This window comes from Heyndrickxia shackletonii (assembly GCF_001420715.1).
Taxonomy (GTDB): Bacteria; Bacillota; Bacilli; order Bacillales; family Bacillaceae_C; genus Margalitia; species Margalitia shackletonii.
This window is the reverse complement of record NZ_LJJC01000004.1, coordinates 2,917,567-2,934,304: the sequence shown is the minus strand read 5'-3', so window position 1 is coordinate 2,934,304 and position 16,738 is coordinate 2,917,567. Positions and strand designations below refer to the sequence as shown.

Annotated in this window: 25 protein-coding genes and 2 pseudogenes; 19 read left to right on the top strand and 8 right to left on the bottom strand. The window is 32.4% G+C overall.

All coding sequences use genetic code 11. The features are described from left to right. Positions 1 to 4 precede the first annotated feature (4 nt). From AN964_RS14040 to AN964_RS27110, 9 genes and pseudogenes are all read left to right on the top strand, one after another. Positions 5 to 355, top strand: a complete 351-nt coding sequence (locus tag AN964_RS14040) for a DUF6711 family protein (RefSeq protein ID WP_235950554.1) — start codon at positions 5 to 7, stop codon at positions 353 to 355. Between the two features lie 9 nt (positions 356 to 364). Next, positions 365 to 2,422: a hypothetical protein gene (locus AN964_RS14035; RefSeq protein ID WP_055740280.1), complete on the top strand. Its 2,058-nt coding sequence runs from the start codon at positions 365 to 367 to the stop codon at positions 2,420 to 2,422. Beyond that, positions 2,422 to 2,820, top strand: a complete 399-nt coding sequence (locus AN964_RS14030) for a hypothetical protein (RefSeq protein WP_055740279.1) — start codon at positions 2,422 to 2,424, stop codon at positions 2,818 to 2,820. Before AN964_RS14035 ends, AN964_RS14030 begins: the two co-directional genes overlap by 1 nt. Beyond that, on the top strand, positions 2,820 to 3,812 hold the full coding sequence (locus AN964_RS14025) for a hypothetical protein (protein ID WP_055740278.1): 993 nt from the start codon (positions 2,820 to 2,822) through the stop codon (positions 3,810 to 3,812). The genes AN964_RS14030 and AN964_RS14025 overlap by 1 nt, the downstream gene beginning before the upstream one ends. A gap of 11 nt (positions 3,813 to 3,823) precedes the next feature. Then, positions 3,824 to 4,093 (top strand): hypothetical protein, encoded by a 270-nt coding sequence (locus AN964_RS14020; protein ID WP_055740277.1) that lies wholly within the window; start codon positions 3,824 to 3,826, stop codon positions 4,091 to 4,093. Continuing rightward, on the top strand, positions 4,094 to 4,249 hold the full coding sequence (locus AN964_RS25605; RefSeq protein WP_083489356.1) for an XkdX family protein: 156 nt from the start codon (positions 4,094 to 4,096) through the stop codon (positions 4,247 to 4,249). It abuts the gene before it with no gap. A gap of 90 nt (positions 4,250 to 4,339) precedes the next feature. Next, positions 4,340 to 4,558 (top strand): BhlA/UviB family holin-like peptide, encoded by a 219-nt coding sequence (locus tag AN964_RS14015; RefSeq protein ID WP_055740276.1) that lies wholly within the window; start codon positions 4,340 to 4,342, stop codon positions 4,556 to 4,558. Between the two features lie 46 nt (positions 4,559 to 4,604). Further along, entirely contained in the window at positions 4,605 to 4,892 is a 288-nt protein-coding gene (locus AN964_RS14010) for a hypothetical protein (RefSeq protein ID WP_055740275.1), read from the top strand. A gap of 2 nt (positions 4,893 to 4,894) precedes the next feature. Beyond that, positions 4,895 to 5,344, top strand: a pseudogene (locus AN964_RS27110) (glycoside hydrolase family 73 protein); the annotation flags it as partial. Positions 5,345 to 5,671: 327 nt separating this feature from the next. Here the strand turns inward: AN964_RS27110 and AN964_RS14000 are convergent. After that, a complete protein-coding gene (locus tag AN964_RS14000; RefSeq protein WP_055740273.1) occupies positions 5,672 to 5,926 on the bottom strand; it encodes a hypothetical protein in 255 nt (84 codons plus the stop codon). A 16-nt stretch (positions 5,927 to 5,942) separates the two neighbouring features. Further along, positions 5,943 to 6,329: a YhjD family protein gene (locus tag AN964_RS13995; protein WP_055740272.1), complete on the bottom strand. Its 387-nt coding sequence runs from the start codon at positions 6,327 to 6,329 to the stop codon at positions 5,943 to 5,945. Between the two features lie 123 nt (positions 6,330 to 6,452). On the opposite strand from AN964_RS13995, the gene AN964_RS13990 reads away from it, so the two are divergent. Further along, positions 6,453 to 6,671: a WYL domain-containing protein gene (locus AN964_RS13990; protein ID WP_055740271.1), complete on the top strand. Its 219-nt coding sequence runs from the start codon at positions 6,453 to 6,455 to the stop codon at positions 6,669 to 6,671. A 2-nt stretch (positions 6,672 to 6,673) separates the two neighbouring features. After that, on the top strand, positions 6,674 to 7,021 hold the full coding sequence (locus AN964_RS13985; protein ID WP_055740270.1) for a YolD-like family protein: 348 nt from the start codon (positions 6,674 to 6,676) through the stop codon (positions 7,019 to 7,021). Positions 7,022 to 7,046: 25 nt separating this feature from the next. Here AN964_RS13985 and AN964_RS13980 read toward each other — a convergent pair whose 3' ends face one another. The 4 genes from AN964_RS13980 to AN964_RS13965 all read right to left on the bottom strand — a co-directional run bounded on the left by AN964_RS13980 (position 7,047) and on the right by AN964_RS13965 (position 8,618). Then, a complete protein-coding gene (locus tag AN964_RS13980) occupies positions 7,047 to 7,331 on the bottom strand; it encodes a hypothetical protein (RefSeq protein ID WP_055740269.1) in 285 nt (94 codons plus the stop codon). A gap of 144 nt (positions 7,332 to 7,475) precedes the next feature. After that, positions 7,476 to 7,760, bottom strand: coding sequence for a hypothetical protein (locus tag AN964_RS13975; protein ID WP_055740268.1), 285 nt, complete (start codon positions 7,758 to 7,760; stop codon positions 7,476 to 7,478). A gap of 45 nt (positions 7,761 to 7,805) precedes the next feature. Next, the gene (locus AN964_RS13970; RefSeq protein WP_055740267.1) at positions 7,806 to 8,390 is read right to left on the bottom strand and encodes a hypothetical protein; all 585 of its coding nucleotides are present in this window, start codon (positions 8,388 to 8,390) and stop codon (positions 7,806 to 7,808) included. 12 nt (positions 8,391 to 8,402) lie between these two features. Beyond that, positions 8,403 to 8,618, bottom strand: coding sequence for a helix-turn-helix transcriptional regulator (locus AN964_RS13965; RefSeq protein WP_055740266.1), 216 nt, complete (start codon positions 8,616 to 8,618; stop codon positions 8,403 to 8,405). 302 nt (positions 8,619 to 8,920) lie between these two features. Between AN964_RS13965 and AN964_RS26420 the strand changes: the two genes are divergently transcribed. From AN964_RS26420 to AN964_RS25600, 6 genes and pseudogenes are all read left to right on the top strand, one after another. Further along, entirely contained in the window at positions 8,921 to 9,067 is a 147-nt protein-coding gene (locus tag AN964_RS26420; RefSeq protein WP_161809253.1) for a hypothetical protein, read from the top strand. Then, entirely contained in the window at positions 9,045 to 9,392 is a 348-nt protein-coding gene (locus AN964_RS13960; RefSeq protein ID WP_055740265.1) for a hypothetical protein, read from the top strand. Before AN964_RS26420 ends, AN964_RS13960 begins: the two co-directional genes overlap by 23 nt. A 9-nt stretch (positions 9,393 to 9,401) precedes the next feature. Next, a complete protein-coding gene (locus tag AN964_RS13955) occupies positions 9,402 to 10,589 on the top strand; it encodes an FtsK/SpoIIIE domain-containing protein (protein WP_055740264.1) in 1,188 nt (395 codons plus the stop codon). Between the two features lie 9 nt (positions 10,590 to 10,598). Beyond that, entirely contained in the window at positions 10,599 to 11,249 is a 651-nt protein-coding gene (locus AN964_RS13950; protein WP_055740263.1) for a replication-relaxation family protein, read from the top strand. A 55-nt stretch (positions 11,250 to 11,304) separates the two neighbouring features. Then, positions 11,305 to 11,901 carry a restriction endonuclease gene (locus tag AN964_RS13945; protein WP_055740262.1) on the top strand — a complete coding sequence of 199 codons (597 nt, stop codon included), beginning with the start codon at positions 11,305 to 11,307 and terminating at the stop codon, positions 11,899 to 11,901. A 287-nt stretch (positions 11,902 to 12,188) separates the two neighbouring features. Further along, a pseudogene (locus tag AN964_RS25600) lies at positions 12,189 to 12,281 on the top strand (YneF family protein); the annotation flags it as partial. A gap of 98 nt (positions 12,282 to 12,379) precedes the next feature. Here AN964_RS25600 and AN964_RS13940 read toward each other — a convergent pair. Beyond that, positions 12,380 to 12,589, bottom strand: coding sequence for a hypothetical protein (locus tag AN964_RS13940; protein ID WP_055740261.1), 210 nt, complete (start codon positions 12,587 to 12,589; stop codon positions 12,380 to 12,382). Positions 12,590 to 12,779: 190 nt separating this feature from the next. Here AN964_RS13940 and AN964_RS13935 point away from each other — a divergent pair, with 190 nt between their 5' ends. Then, positions 12,780 to 14,528 carry an ABC transporter transmembrane domain-containing protein gene (locus AN964_RS13935; RefSeq protein ID WP_055740260.1) on the top strand — a complete coding sequence of 583 codons (1,749 nt, stop codon included), beginning with the start codon at positions 12,780 to 12,782 and terminating at the stop codon, positions 14,526 to 14,528. Between the two features lie 4 nt (positions 14,529 to 14,532). Further along, on the top strand, positions 14,533 to 16,320 hold the full coding sequence (locus AN964_RS13930; protein ID WP_055740259.1) for an ABC transporter ATP-binding protein: 1,788 nt from the start codon (positions 14,533 to 14,535) through the stop codon (positions 16,318 to 16,320). Positions 16,321 to 16,435: 115 nt separating this feature from the next. On the opposite strand, the gene AN964_RS13925 is transcribed toward AN964_RS13930, so the two are convergent. After that, positions 16,436 to 16,630 carry an aspartyl-phosphate phosphatase Spo0E family protein gene (locus AN964_RS13925; protein ID WP_055740258.1) on the bottom strand — a complete coding sequence of 65 codons (195 nt, stop codon included), beginning with the start codon at positions 16,628 to 16,630 and terminating at the stop codon, positions 16,436 to 16,438. Positions 16,631 to 16,738: the final 108 nt, after the last annotated feature.

Below are 16,738 nucleotides of genomic sequence, written 5' to 3'. Positions count from 1 at the left end.
ATCGATGGCATTGATAACAGTCAATGGAGTTGTTTTACCAACTCCTTCTGATTATAGCGTTGGTGTAATGGATCTTAGCAAAGCAGAACGAAATGCTAATGGTACCATGATTATCGAAAGAATTGCAACTAAAAGAAAGTTAGAAATATCGTATTCTTATTTATCAAAGTCTGAAACAAGTAAAGTATTAAATGCAGTGTCATCAGTATTCTTTACTGTATCCTATATTGATCCTCAAACAGGCGGAAACAGAACAGGAACTTTTTATTGTGGCGATAGAAATGTAGGCATGATTGATTTTAAAAATGGTACTCCTCGTTATAAAGATGTTAAATTTGATCTAATTGAAAGGTAGGTGGAGAAATTGTTTGAAACGAGTAAAGCATATAAAAAAGCAATTTATGCACCTTCCCGTACCTGTACTGCAAAAGTTAGATTCGAATTTTTGGATATTACAGCATTTAAAGATAATACAAAGAGTGTTTCCAGTGAAGAGATTTTTAGTAATTTAAATCAAGTGACTGATAAGGTCAGAGAAAGAACTGCTAAATTTATGACTTTTGAAAAGGACTATTTGAAGTTAGACGGTTCATTTATTCTTCCTCCAAAGAGTTTGGATGAAACTAAAGAAGTTGGTTGGATAAGTTCCGTTTTGAGCGATGAAAATAGTTTATTTATACCAAATCAAGTATTGGAATTCACTTTTTCAGAAGACCATTCGAGTGCTGGATTAACTATATATTTTGATATGCTTAGCAATGAATATGCTAGTGAATTTACAATAGATGTATTCGATTCTTTAGGAAATACCCTTGTCCATGAGGATGTAGTTGATAATACTGAGTCTAGGTACGTTTATATCAATAAATTATCTAATTACAGAAAAATCAACATTACCCTAACTAAATGGTGTAAACCATTTCATCGTGCAAGAATTGTGGAAGTTGATTTCGGTATCATAAAAGAATACCAAGATAGTAGCCTCATAAATTTACATTTAATTCAAGAACTTGATACAACAAGCAACACTCTTCCTTCTGATGAATTGACTTTTACAATCGATAATTCCAGTAAAGAGTTTAATATTCTAAATCCCAATGGCTTTTATGAGTTTCTTACGCAGGGGCAAGAAGCTTATTTGGATTTTGGTGTTTTATTGGACAATGATACTTTTGAGTTTGTTCCTACTGGGAAGTTCTTTTTAAAAGAATGGAAATCGGATGAAGGAACATTGACCACTACTTTTACAGCCAGAGATATTTTAGATTCTTTATCTAATACTGAAGTCGAAAATACCGAGGAAAGAGATATCACTTTGTACGATTTAGCAGAAGAAGTGTTGATTGCTAGTAACATAGAAAATTATGTTTTAAGTGACAATTTAAAGCTTATTCGTACCAAAGCTTTGTACAATAAAATAAGTTATCGAAACCTCCTTCAATTAATTGCAGTAGCTGGAATGTCTGTTACTTTTTCAGACAACGAAGGAACTTTTATGATGCAGCAATTAATAAGTGCAAATGCTGTTATTGATTCTGTTTCAGTTAGTGAATCAGAGAGTATCACTTCAAAGGATCAAATTATCGATAAAATTATCGAACCATATGGAAATGTTGCTACTTTTGAAAAGAATCGTTTTAAACTTGATGGTAGCTTTGTTATTTCAAGTGCTGATATGAGTGAATACGAACTTGGCTGGTGGAGTCATCATCTTAGCAATGAAAACGGCTCTTTTTCTTCACCAATTATGGTTGAAATTGATTTATCAAAGGAACATACAAGTACCAACCTACAAATTCTTTTTGATACTTTAAATAATGAATATGCAAGCGAATTTGACATACTTGCTTATGATTCACTTGGTAACATGATAGTAAATGAGACAATTGTAAATAATTCTAGTACATTTATTTATCAGAACAATTTACTTGCAAATTGTAGGAAAGTGGAACTCATTTTAAAGAAATGGTCTTTAGTTTATAGGCGAGCTAGGATTATTGAAATAGGATTTGATATTCCAGTAGATAATTTAACATTTGATAACATTTACAATGAGCCTAAAATTGAGCTTTCAAATGATATAAAATCAATAGAATTAACGTATTATCCTGAAGATCTTCAGACACAAGCTATCTATGTTTTGGACAATCCAAATGTAAAGTCTGGAAGTATTATTAAGCTTGAAAACTGTTTAATAAACACTGAAGAAGATGCAAAGAATGTTGCGGAGTGGATATTAAGAGAAAATACCAAAATAGCAAAATATACAGTTCAATGGAGGCAAAATCCGGCTTTAAATTTGTCAGATAAAGTTTCCATAGAAAATGGTTATGGTAGTAATAATATCGCCAATATTACAAAGCAAGAATTTGAGTACAATGGTTATTTAACAGGTACTACAGAAGCAAAAGGGGGATTATGATGTGGATTAATCCTAAACTAAATTGGACAGCATCGGACTATTATAATGCTGCTGATTTGAACAGAGTAGAAAATAATACTCAAGAAGTTGCTATCCTCATACAACAAGTCATAGGTACTATTATTGATCTTGAGCCAATCGTGACGAATAGGGATTATACATCCATTGAATTCTATAATGGTCTCAACAGAGTTGAAAGAAATCTAGAAAAATTATTGGTACTTAATTTGGATGGTTTAGTACCTTTAAAAACAAATTGGCAAGTAGGAGATCCTTTCTCATATTTAGATGCTATACGTTTAGAAAACAATTTGTCTATTCTTTATAACCTTTTGAGTAAAAATGCTACTGCCATCAATTATGCTGGAACATTTAATTGTGGAGAGGATGTGATTTAATGGCTTATGCCAAAACTGATTGGAAAAACAGGGTAGTTGAAAGGCCAAGAACTTTTAAATTTCAACAAAATGCAGATGCATCTGTTACATTAATTCCAGATGAAGGACAAATCATTGAACCAGGTACACCTGTTAATGCTGAAAACATGAACAAAATTGAACAGGGTGTTGCAGATTTTTATGAACATAAGGCGGATTATGTATCACACCCTGCAAACGGAGGAACCACTTCAGGCACATCAACAGCTTATACCTGCAATTCATCACCAAACCCTACGGAATTAGTAGATAAGATTGGCATAGTGATTACAGCTCATGTAGATAGCGGATCTAACCCAACGATTAAATGGGGTTCTCTAGCAGCTAAATCTATTAAAAAACCAAATGGGAATGCCGCCAATCTTAAAAAAGATGGATTGTACACATTAAGATACAACTCGGTAAATGACTCTTTTATCTTACAGGGTGAAGGGGCTTCTGGTAATGCCACTGCATCTGACCTTCTCTCTGGTAAAACAGCTTCTACAGATGCAGGTGATATTACAGGAACATTGACTTTAACTGGAACAGCATCGGATGCGGATGTGTTAACAGGAAAAACATACTATAATACCGATGCTAAAAACATTCGCACCGGAACTTTAACACCTGGTAAGAAATTTGCAAGCGGCAGTATTACAGGCTCATCTACCACCATAGGGTTTAAAGAAAATACCGGTAGTACAGGAAACTATTTATATATTGCTGTAAATGGATTAAATTTTAAACCTTCCAGAATTATAATAAGAAAAACGGACGATCCTTCTTTTGAATGTATATATGATGATGGGGAAGTGAATGCAGACTATAAAATAAAGATGATATATACCTTTAATAATACGAGATACTTTAAAGTTGATGGAACAAGTGCGTATATAACAAATACATCTTTTCGCTTACCTGTCACCAACGCAACTTTAAATGGATCATTTACATGGGACGCATACGAATAGGAGGGTTTACAATGAATACTTTAATTATTTATGACAATACAGGTTTTGTTTTAGATATTAGAAGTGGTGACCCACAACCAAGAGAACCTATAGGTGTTCCTTTTTTGTGGGTAGATATTCCAGAAGGAAAACGTATTAAAACTACCGATGGAATAGGAGTAGATGTATCTGCCACACCACACCAAGCTATTTTGGAAGATATTCCACCAACAGAGGTTGATTTACTAAGCAAACAAATAGCTGATTTACAGTATCAATTAATGCTAAATGGGGTGTTATAAATGGATTGGTACGGTAATATTAAATATTTTTATGAAAAGAAATTGTGGAATGAGGCTCAAGTTTGGGATGCAGTAAGTAAAGAAAAAATCACAGAGGAGCAATTCACAGAAATTACAGGTGATCCTTTTCCAGAGGAAAGACCTGTAGTGTCTTAATAAACATCAGGAAGATTATGTGTAACATACAGATAGAGAAATGCCACGTGCCGAGCGTGGCTATTTTTATGACCTAAAGGGGGTCTATGCTTGGATGCAACTCTAACACAATATTTTCTCACGCAGGGTCCATTTGCAGTCCTTTTTGTTTGGCTACTATATTCAAGCCGTAAAGAAGGGAAATCAAGAGAAGATAAGCTATACAAGACCATTGAGGATCAGAATGAAATATTGAACAAATTTAGTAATAAATACGACGTAGTAATAAGTCAATTAACTGATATTAAGGACCGTTTACCACCAAGGTAATTCGGTCTTTTTTATATTTTTAAAAAAAATTAGGGAGAGATGTAGAATGTTTGAAATTTATGATGTAGCGATTATTCCATTGATTTTAGGTATTGTGGCATTACTGAAGGGAGCTGGTTTTCCTGCAAAATTTTCTCCTTTTGTAGCAGTCGTACTTGGGTTGGCATTTGGCGTTTTTTATATGGACACAAGCATTAAACAGGGAATTATTGTGGGGTTAATGCTAGGTTTATCTGCTACAGGATTGTATAGCGGCACTAAAAATGTTGCACAAATCATTACTAGCAAACCTCAAGCAATCCAATCAAGCCAAGATAACAAAGGAGATGATTAAAGATGTCATTTATATCTGAAATCGCTCCACATGCTCAGCGAATTCATAAAGAGTATGGCATCTTAGCTTCTTTGGTAATAGCTCAAGCTATTCTAGAAAGCAATTGGGGTAAAAGTGGACTAGCAGTCAATGGTAAGAATCTTTTTGGAATTAAAGGCGCATACAATGGACAATCCGTTACAATGCTTACCACCGAATATAAAGACGGCAAACCATATAAAGTAAACGCTGCTTTCCGTAAGTATCCTTCTTGGTACGAATCGTTATGTGATCTTGCCAATTTATATAAAAACGGGGTGAGTTGGGATCGTAATAAATATAAAAATATAATTGGCGAGACTGATTACAAGAAGGCTGCTAAGTATGTTCAAGCTGATAAATATGCTACGGATCCAAAGTATGCTGAAAAATTAATTTCCACAATTGAATCAAATAATTTAACACAATATGATTGTGGTATTGTATCCGCATCTTCAAAACCTTCTAACCAGAAGAATGAAAAGATGATTAACGGCATTAAAGTCCTCGGACAAATTCAAATTGATAATGTATCAAATGCTGCTTTTATCTGCGATAAACCATCAAGTTCCAATTCTAAAAATCTTGATACAGCTAAGAAAGGTAGTATTTGGCCGATTGCTGGTAGTATTTCAGGGTGGTATGAAGTCATTTATAAAGGTCGTCGTGCTTACGTGAATCAGAAATACGCTAAAAGAATATAATAATTTTACACCAAGACTCCACATTAAAAGCCCTTCTCAATCGAGAGGGGCATTTTTTTATTTCACAAGATATAAATTTCCATTCCTGAATAACTTCTGAACTTCTGCAGTAATATCAATTGTACCCTCATAAATAACTTTTTCGATTTTAACCTCTTTATTACCGTGTTCTCTTTTGAATTGTTTAATGTATATATTAGCATATTTAGCAGCATCATTAGCACCGTTGAATGGTGGTAATGTGGAGAATTTGCCACCCTTTTGATAATATTCATCTTCAAACTTTAAATATATATCAATGTTTATGATCAAATTATTTCACCTCAGTTTAATCAAGAAAGTTCTTAGTTGTAGTGCTATTATATCTTTGATATAGGTAATACTCTAGTAGTTCCTCAGTTCGATTTTTAAGTCTTGGATTAAAATACCTATGTTTATCCTCATATCCTTTATATATAAAAACATATTCTGTAAATGATTCCTCAGTTTTTATCTTTTCTACTTTTATTCGATTTTGTTTCATGTATCGTTTTACATCGGATAATTCTTTCTGGACAGTTCTAATTGTTTCCTCTATCCATTCTGTATATGGTTTTTTTAGTTTTATAGGACTAGTATTAATTATTTGTAAATCTTGATTAAGAACTATTACTAACATTGGTAAATATATAGCTTTTTCAATAACTTCCCTATCCTTATCAGGGATTAGAACCATACAAGATCTCCCTCGCTTTTTTCTTTAATTATATACAAACGTTTGTTCTTTAATCAAGTTGAAAACGAACTATTGTTCGTATATAATGAGAATGTTAGTTCGTATTTAAGGGAGGTTCATTCGATGAAAGGTTTATTGTTAAATGCTGTAGAATCGTGTGAAAAGCTTGAAATGATTTATCTATCCAATAAAGGAGAGATAACCCAACGCATAATTAAAGTGGAGAAAATCGGAGAAGATTATTTTCGTGCATATTGCTTAACGCGAAAACAGGTTCGAACGTTCAAAATAAAAAATGTTTTATCGATTGGACCTCTTAGAAAATATAGAAGAGGTGCATAAGTGTGGATATTGATAATATTAAAGACCGTGGTTTAGCAAAGAAGTGGCAAGGTTTCTTCATGCCTGAGCATGTGGAAGGATTAAAACAAATGTGGATTGATCAGAAAAAAATTCAAATGCCTTTGTTGGACGACTATCAAATACAGGAGTTTGAAGAAAGGATAAAATATGCGAAGGATTATAAACTTCCAGTAGAGTTTACTTTATTTGATAATGGCTTTACTGATGTCATTATAGGCAGGATTCATTCTTTTGATCAACTTAAACAAAAAATAAAACTTATTTTAGATGATAATACTGTAGAGTATATTTTGTTTAGTGAGATTATGAATGTCCAGATACAAGACTAAAACCGCCCATATGGACGGTTTATTTTTAAGCAACAATATTTCTTCTTACTAATACTTCTCTTTGATCATCGTCTGCTGGTTCATAACCTTTTTCAATTAAACTAATAACGTGTTTTTTATTAGCAGTCCAACACTGACAGATACCCCAAATTCCAATAGTTATTGGATTGAGTAACCACCATTTGACTACTTCTCCCCATTGTCCACGGAAAAGAGCCACCCAACCACCAAAAAAGAATGTAGTCCAAGAGAATCCTACCTTTGCAGTTTTTACAACACCAGTCTTGTTTTTTAGTCTTACTTTAGCCATTTGAAAAATTTCCCCCAAAATTTAATATTTTCAAAAACAGTATAAATATAAAAGTTCCTCCTAATTATACCTAATTAACTGAATATTTCAATGGCTTTTAGAGAATATATACTAGTACTATTGGTTCGTAAAGAAAAACCGTTCTCATTCGAGAGGGTTTTCGGTTTGTTTGTTATTAATCTCTTTTCTAGATTTAACAAAGTCATATAAAAAGAAAAATAACAATAATGGTGCATGAAATACCATAGCTGTTGGATAAAAAATAAACCCCAAAATTTCAGTAAGAATAAATGAAACGAATAAACTAATAACCATTGCCAGAGTTTTATCTAATTTGTATTTTGTAAAGATGTTCACTAAATATAAAGCCAAATTCCAAATTACAAACCCATAGACTAGTCCACCTATAATGACATATAGATAATCCATTAATTATTTTCACCCCTCAATATATATTTTTTAATTTCTGATTCCCTAAAAAGCAGTTGCAATAGATAGAGGTTCGATATTTATCGTTGTTTCTTTACCTTTAATATCAGTTGCAATTATTTTGATTTGTATTCGATTTTTATCATCCGGATCATAAATTACCTCATTCGAAAAAAGATCTTCCTGTAAAATTTCATCTTCTAAGTCATTATCAATTTTCAACTTTAAATCCATGGTAATTACATTATTTGAAGGTAAGTTAAATGAATAATGTATATTCTTGTTTCCATTAATAAACAAGTCTGGACTAAAACCTCTAATGATTCGTTTATTCGACATTATTACAATATTGATATCTTTTATAGCTGTATTTGACTTTCCATAGTTATAAATATCCACCAATAGCCCGATATCAATAAATTCAGCTTCATTGTAGTCTGCTATTTCTATGGTGCTGAATCCTTCGTTGTCTCTCATGATCTTCAAGTAGTTGAAATTTCCAGTTTTTAATTCCATTTTCACTTTAGGTCGATTAATAACTAACCCATAAATAATGTTTGATAATGTAGATAAAATAAAACCTAGACAAACTCCAATAATAGGTAAGAATTGTTTGATTAAATCTTTCACAAGGTTTACTCCTCATTCTCTTTCTTCTATAGTGCGTTCGTATAATTCATCGACTTTTACCCCTAGTAATTCAGCAAGATCCCAAGTTTCAGGATGAGAAGGGAAACTTTTCCCAGTACACCAATTTGAAATAGTGTTTGCTGATTTTCCATACCTTTTCCGTATGTCTTCTCTTGTATAATTCGATTTATCAATAAGCCAACCAATGTTACTTTTTAATTTCTTCATGTATATCACCTATAATATATTTCTATCTTTACCTGTTTTATTCCTTCAAAGAAAAAATTGTATCTTTCAAAGATTTTTTTGTATGGACATACAATATTTATTTATTCGCCCATATACATAAATCAAGTTACAAATATATCAGCAAATATAAAAGCAGCTATATTCTAGCAGAATATATTTTTATTTTGTCCTTCCATTGATAAACAAGTAAATTAAAAATCATTTAGAGAAGGAGCGAGCGACTGAACGACGGAAGGGGAGTCCGAGGGGAAACCAAATAATTTTTATTGAGGTGAAACTACATGAAATCTGATTTTAAAATTATTGAATTATTTTGGATGGATTTACTTCGTGAATTTGAAAGGAATGAATCTGACGAAGTATTAAAGATTCTTAGATTTGTAGAAAATGAGGTGGAAAAATTACATGCTATCACTTCTATTGAATAAAAAAGAAGAGGTCTTTACCGTGAAGGAATTCCTAGCTGGCAGGCACAAGAATTTAGATCACTGTCAAACCTCTTCAATATCATTATATAGCCTAATGGGTATAGATATTAGTCCAAATGGGATGTTTAACTTTCATAATTTTAATACACCTTATGTAGTTGTTTTTGGAGTTGCAGGTGTTTTGTTAATATCTACACTTATCGAACACTTCTTTGTTGTACATGGGAATCCGAGAATGGCTGAATCTGTAGAAGGATTAACGAAATTAATGATGCCTATAGCTTTCTATATTTTCCTTTTGATTGGGATATTTAAAGTACTGTGAGGTGATTACATGCAAATTAAACAATACCTTTACAAACAAAAAATGAGAAATAAATTACTTGATTGTTTTCGTTCTTCTGGTATTTATTTAACAGTCAAAAGAGGCGATAGAACAATTTATATTTATCCAAAGATACATGCCGTTGTAAATAAGGAAAAAGAAAACTGTACAGAAATAAAATTTACATTATTGAATGGGCTTGATCCTAGTGAAGTAAAAAAGAAAATGTTTGTATTTCAGCAGTATTTTGGACGTTCAATCGATTTAAAAGGGGATTTGAAAAAGTATGTTCTCACCATATATCACTCTGCATTGAGTACGAATTTAGTTTATAAATTTAAAGAATTACAACCTTATCTAGAAAGTATTAAATTTCCTATTGTAGTTGGTCAGAAAAAGAATTCTAGATATTTAGTGTTGGATGCTTTAGAGTTGCCCCATGTGATCATACAAGGTGTTTCAGGCTCAGGGAAAAGTTCTGCCATACGTGTAATCTTAACAACCTTAATTAAAACATTGAGACCGGAGCAATTAGATATTTATTGTATAGACGGTAAAAAAGCAGAATTTCAATTATTTAAAAAGGTGGAGCATGTTCAAGCTGTTGTCCATTCAAACAAACATGCTAAAAATATACTGAATCATGTCTGTAAAATCATGAGTGAGAGAGAAGATTTACAAGAAACATTTGACGTTCCACATATAGATGATTTACCAGAAGAGCATAAACAAAAATACATCTTAGTTGCCATTGATGAAATGTATGAATATATGGATGACAAGGCAATACAGGAAAAAATTATAAAAATAGCCAGTAAAGGACGTTCTGTAGGAATAATACTTTTACTAAGCGCTCAGCGTTTTGATGCAGATGTCATCGATACCAAAGCAAGAGCAAATTTCAATATTCGAATAAGCCTTAGAGCAGTTGACCGTGTGAATGCTAGACTTTTAGGAACAGATGGAGCAGAGAAAATAAAAGGGGATAATTTTGGTAGGCTTATTTTAAATTATGGAGATGTTGAAGAATTACAAAGTCCTCATTTGACATATGAGAAAGCTAAGAAGTTATTGAATCCATTCTTTGTATCCAAGGGAAATGCTAAAGAGGTTTTTGAAGACACAGAAAATAAAACGGAGTCCATTGTAAACAAAGCGATTGAAAAGAATGATAATAAATTAGATTTCTTCTTATGAGGTGACAACATGAGACAACGTGACTTAGATATATTAAATAGTCTTGAGAAATTTAAATGTCTAGAACGTGATCAAATAGCAGCGTTACATTTTTCTAAAAATGCTAATCCAATTGTTAATTGTAATCGTGTGTTAAAACGACTTCGAACTCAATCCTACATTCTTGCGAATACGAACCGTTCATTTCAACAATATCTCTATTTCCTTAATCCAAGCAGTTTAAAACTAGATAGCCAAAAGATTGATCATTATCTGATGATTGCACAGGGCTATATTGATTTAAATAATTTATCTCCTGTGAGTGTCTATGATATTGAACCTAAGATTAAATATGCAGAGTTTATTCCAGATGTTAAAATGGAGTGGCTTGGGAATAAGACCTATTTCCTTGAATACCAAAATAGTTTATACAGTTGTCATCAGATGCATCAGAAACTAGGGAAATATAAGAGGTACTTTGAACAAGGTTATGGGACGGATGAAAGAGTACTTATAATAGGAAAGATTAATCTCAAATTTAATATTGAGGATTATCCGTTCAAAGTTATGCAGGTGAAAACAATCAGTGAACTTGAGAAGTACATTAAGGAATTAAAGAAAATGAATGAAGTAACTGCTAAAAGTGTGGATGGGACGATATCTTGGAAGCTGGAAGTATAATTTTTGTATATAATATTCTAAATATGACAACACTTTCAAATATGGAGGTGTATTTATGATAACAATAGAAATTGCAATTGCTATACTATTAATCATTGCATATATACATTTTAGGTTAACAAAACGTAAAGTAAATTATCAAAACACATTAATTAATAATCAACTTGATCATAGTACCGAAATGAAAAAGACTCTGGCAATGGGATTGTACTTATGTTTTAAAAAAGAAGAAGATGAGAAAATAAATTATTCCTCTCTATTCATAAAACAAGATCCATTATCATTTGAATACTTTGTAGCGGAAATATTTGAGAGAGCCAGAGGAGGAAAGACTTGGGTTTCTCCACCAAGTGGTGATTTTGGTGTAGACTTTGAGCATGATCGTGAGATTGGAAAGTATTATGGTCAAGTTAAATGTTATAAAGAAGACTTAGATTACAAGCCTATTGCATTAGTTCACTCAAGAATAGTAAAAGACAATGCTGATGGTGGTTATGTAATTACTACTGGATCATTTACAAGGGCAGCAAAGGAATATGCACAGGAATTAAATATAGAATTGATTGATGGAGTAAAGTTAGTGGAATTGTGGCTAGAAGCTTTAGAAAATGCAGAAGAGGAAATTGAAAAGTTAATACCAAGTTTGACTTAAGGGGGTATCTATTTAGATACTCTTTTTTTGTTTAATTTCAACTATTCATGTTAATCCTGTATTTAAAACTTAAAGGGATGAAATAATGTTAGAAATTAAGATTGATGAAAAAGAAGTAAAAGACTGGATATTTTTTTATCCGTTTTTCTACTATTATAATATTGATGATGGATAAATCACTTTGTTTTTTAATCTATTAACTCTTTATAGACAAACTCTATTATTTTTGGTATATTTTACTCAAACGAATAGATTGGTCTGTAATGTTTGAAAACGTTGAAATATCAATGCTTAAAATGATGATGACACAAATGGGTATGAAACCATCCCAGAAGAAAATCAATCAAATGATGAATGCGATGAACAAACAAATGAAATAATGCATCCTAATAAGAAGTATATTAGGATAAAGAGTGAATTCCCGATTCACTTATAGTATAAAAAAACACTATTTCCTAACAGAAATAGTGTTTTTTTATTAATCTCTCCAGGGATTATTACTGTTGAATTCTTCTGCTACTTCATCAATTGTATTAATGATATTTTGATTACTTTGTTGACTCGTTTGATTATCTGTATGGACATCACTTTTAGCATCCTGAGCTATGTTCTCAAATGTTTCGTTTACCGTTTCCATAATATTATCGTTGCTATTGGAAAGATTTTCTTTGAAATTTTGATTTTCCATTTTTTTCACCTCAGGCATAGATTGTGTAAAGTTTCGAAAATTATTCAGTTGCCATAATCAAAATGAAATATTATTTTCCTTTTTTTCAACTAAAAGTGTCCTATTCCCTACTTTTCGAATGAAAGAATATTTGATAAAATTAGAAAGCATTTGTAAATTCAGACAATGTTTAACTGACGGGGGAAAAGAAATGAAAGTGTTTTTGGATTTAATGTGGTTTTTTAAGCAAGAAAAAAAACCATATATAGTTGGAATATCTATATTAGCGTTTGTCGCTATTTTGCAGTTAGTTCCACCTAAAGTGGTGGGTTATATTGTAGATGAAATTAAAGATAATAAACTTACCCCCATACTGCTTGGCAAGTGGGTGTTTGTTTTGGTTGTCGTAGCTTTAGCTATGTATATATTAAGGTATTATTGGCGAATCATGATATTTGGTTCTTCCTATAAGCTTGCCCGCGTTCTACGCAACCGTCTTTTTCATCATTTTACCAATATGTCCCCATCCTTTTATCAAAAAAATCGTGTAGGGGATTTAATGGCTCATGCAACCAATGACCTTCAAGCTATCCAAGGTACAGCGGGAAGCGGGGTTTTAACACTAGTTGATTCTATTATGACTGGTGGTTCCGTTATTATTGCAATGGCTGTCACAATTAGCTGGAAATTGACGCTAATTGCATTGATTCCGATGCCTATAATGGCCATTCTGACTAGCTATTATGGGTCAATTTTACATAGGCGATTTCATAAGGCACAGGCGGCGTTTTCTGATTTAAATGACAAAACGCAAGAAAGTATAAATGGAATTAAGGTTATTAAAACCTTTGGCCAAGAAAAAGATGATATCGCATCCTTTATCAAGCAATCGGATGATGTCGTAAAGAAAAATATATCTGTTTCAAGGATTGATGCCCTTTTTGATCCGACTATTTCGATAATCATTGCTATATCATTCTTTTTATCGATTATTTTTGGTTCAAGATTAGTGATTAATCATGAATTGACGATTGGCGGTTTAATATCCTTTACAACCTACATCGGGTTACTGACATGGCCAATGCTTGCGTTCGGAAGTATTTTTAATATTATGGAACGTGGAAGAGCATCTAATGATCGTGTAAAAAAACTATTAGCGGAACAGGTTGAAATTAAAGACAAACCAAATGCATTAAACGAAATTCCATCTGGCCCTATTTCATATGCTATAGAATCTTTCCGTTATCCGAATGAGGAAAAAGAGATATTAAGAGATATTTTCTTTTCCATTAATCAAGGGGAAACTTTAGGGATTGTCGGAAAAACTGGAGCTGGTAAGACGACATTGTTAAAGCTATTGATTCGTGAATTTGAAGGTTACAAAGGGAAAATAGAATTTGGAGGACATTCTATTCAGGATTATAAAATGGATAGTCTTCGTCATTCCATTGGCTATGTACCTCAAGATCATTTTTTGTTTTCCGCTACTGTTGGAGAAAATATTGCGTTTACCAATCCATCGATGTCAAAAGAGAAAGTAGTAGATGCGGCTAAATTAGCACATATTCATGATGATATTGTCGAATTTACAGATGGCTACGATACGATTGTGGGAGAGAAAGGTGTTTCCCTATCAGGTGGTCAGAAACAAAGAATTTCGATTGCAAGAGCGTTAATTATGGACCCAGAGGTATTGATGTTGGATGATTCTCTCTCTGCGGTTGACGCAAAAACAGAGGAATCTATATTAAAATCTTTAAAGGAAGAAAGAACTGGGAAAACGACAATTATTACTGCTCACCGTTTAAGTGCTATTAAGCATGCGAATATGATTATTGTGTTAGATGAGGGAAAAATTATTGAACGTGGTAATCATGATGAGCTAATCAATAAAGGCGGCTGGTATAAAGAAATGTATGACCGTCAACAGCTTGAAGAACTTGTGGAGCATGGGGGATAATGAAATGGATAAGATGACATCAATGTCCGGGAAGGAACAACGTAAAGTATTATTTCGACTAATGAGTTATACAAAACCCCATTTAAAGATTATTATATTCGCTTTTACATTGTTATTGTTAGCGACTTTGGGTGATATATATGGACCAATTATTATCCAACGATTTATTGATGATTATTTAACCCCGCATCATTTTCCATATAAGCCGCTTGTTACTTTAGCATGTCTTTATATTGGGATCCAAATATTTAAAGTTGTTATTTCTTATTTTCAAATTTTTAAGTTTCAGGAAATCGCCATCAAAATTATTCAGCAGCTGAGAATTGATGTGTATTCCAAGGTGCAAACATTAGGAATGCGTTATTTTGATAAGACACCCGCAGGAAGTATTGTTTCAAGAATTACGAATGATACAGAAGCTATCTTTGATATGTTTGTAAATGTAATGGTTACCTTTATCCAGGGCAGCTTTTTATTAGTAGGTATTTTTATTGCTATGTTCTCTTTAAATACAAAGCTCGCATTATTTTGTTTATGTATATTGCCATTAATATTCTATGTTATGGTACTATATCGAAAATTTAGCTCAGTATTTTACCAGGAAATGCGCGAGCGACTAAGTCAGTTGAATGCCAAATTAAATGAGTCTCTGCAAGGGATGTCCATTATCCAAGTATTTCGACAAGAGAAGAGACTTAGAGATGAATTTTCTGAAATAAATGAAAAGCATTATAAAGCTGGAATGAGAAATATTAAGATTGATGGATTATTACTTCGACCGGCCATCGATTTAATCTATGTTTTTGCTTTAATTATTGTTTTAAGCTTTTTCGGTATAACATCGTTCCATCATACAGTGGAAATTGGTGTATTATATGCATTTGTTAACTATTTAGATCGATTTTTTGAACCTGTCAATCAAATGATGTTTCGCTTGTCTATGTTTCAGCAAGCTATCGTAGCAGCATCGAGGATTTTTAAAGTAATGGATGAGCAGGAAGTAGCACCTATTCAAGAGAACCGAAAACAATTAAAAATTGTAGAAGGCGAGATTGAATTTAGAAATGTAAGCTTTTCCTACGATGGAAAGCGTGAAGTTTTAAAAAATATTTCCTTTGTTGCTAAGCCAGGTCAAACCGTAGCTTTAGTAGGGCATACTGGTAGCGGAAAAAGCTCTATTATTAATTTAATGATGAGGTTCTATGAGTTTGAAAAAGGAGAAATAATCATTGATGGAAAATCTATAAAAGAGTACCCCATGTCGGAATTACGTAACAAAATGGGGTTAGTACTTCAAGATCCGTTTTTATTCTACGGTACGATAAAAGACAATATTCGTCTTCATAATAATGCAATTACAGATTCAGAAATTGAAGAGGCAGCTAAATTTGTGCAGGCACATACCTTTATAGAGAAAATGGATGACCGCTATTCCCATAAGGTTGTAGAACGTGGTGCCACTTTTTCTAGTGGTCAACGTCAGTTAATAGCGTTTGCCAGAACCATTGCAACAGATCCAAAAATTTTAGTTTTGGATGAAGCAACAGCAAACATAGATACGGAAACGGAAGAATTAATTCAGGATGCCTTAGAGAAAATGCGTAGAGGTCGTACTACCATTGCGATTGCCCATCGCCTTTCCACCATTCAGGATGCAGATTTAATATTGGTGCTACATCAGGGCGAGGTAGTAGAGAGAGGTACACATCAAGAATTAATTGCAAAAAGAGGACTGTATCATAAAATGTATTTATTACAGAACGGAATGGCCGAATTAGAGCAAAGCATATAAGAAAAGCGTAGAAGCAAGACAGAGATTAATTTGTTAAATAAATTTACAGTAGTAAACATATACTTTTAAAAAAAACGAGTGGTTGCTATCACTCGTTTTTTTATTCAGTACTAGATTATGAACTTTTATTTGTAACAAGAGAGGAAGATGTCCTTTTAACAATGTAAATTTCGTTATATTGATTCAGTAATTGATCCAATTCTTGACTATAAAGAATTGTATTTGGAGAGTGCAGTCCCTCAATCATAACCATTTCTATTAATTCAGCTCGTTTTTTTTCTATTAGGATGGAAAGTTGATCTTTTGACACGGCTGTGTTCCTTTCATTAATAGAGTGACAATATAAACATTTTGAAAAAATAATAGATTATTAATAGTATAACCATTCTTTTACACTTTTTCAAAAAGAAGTTCTTTT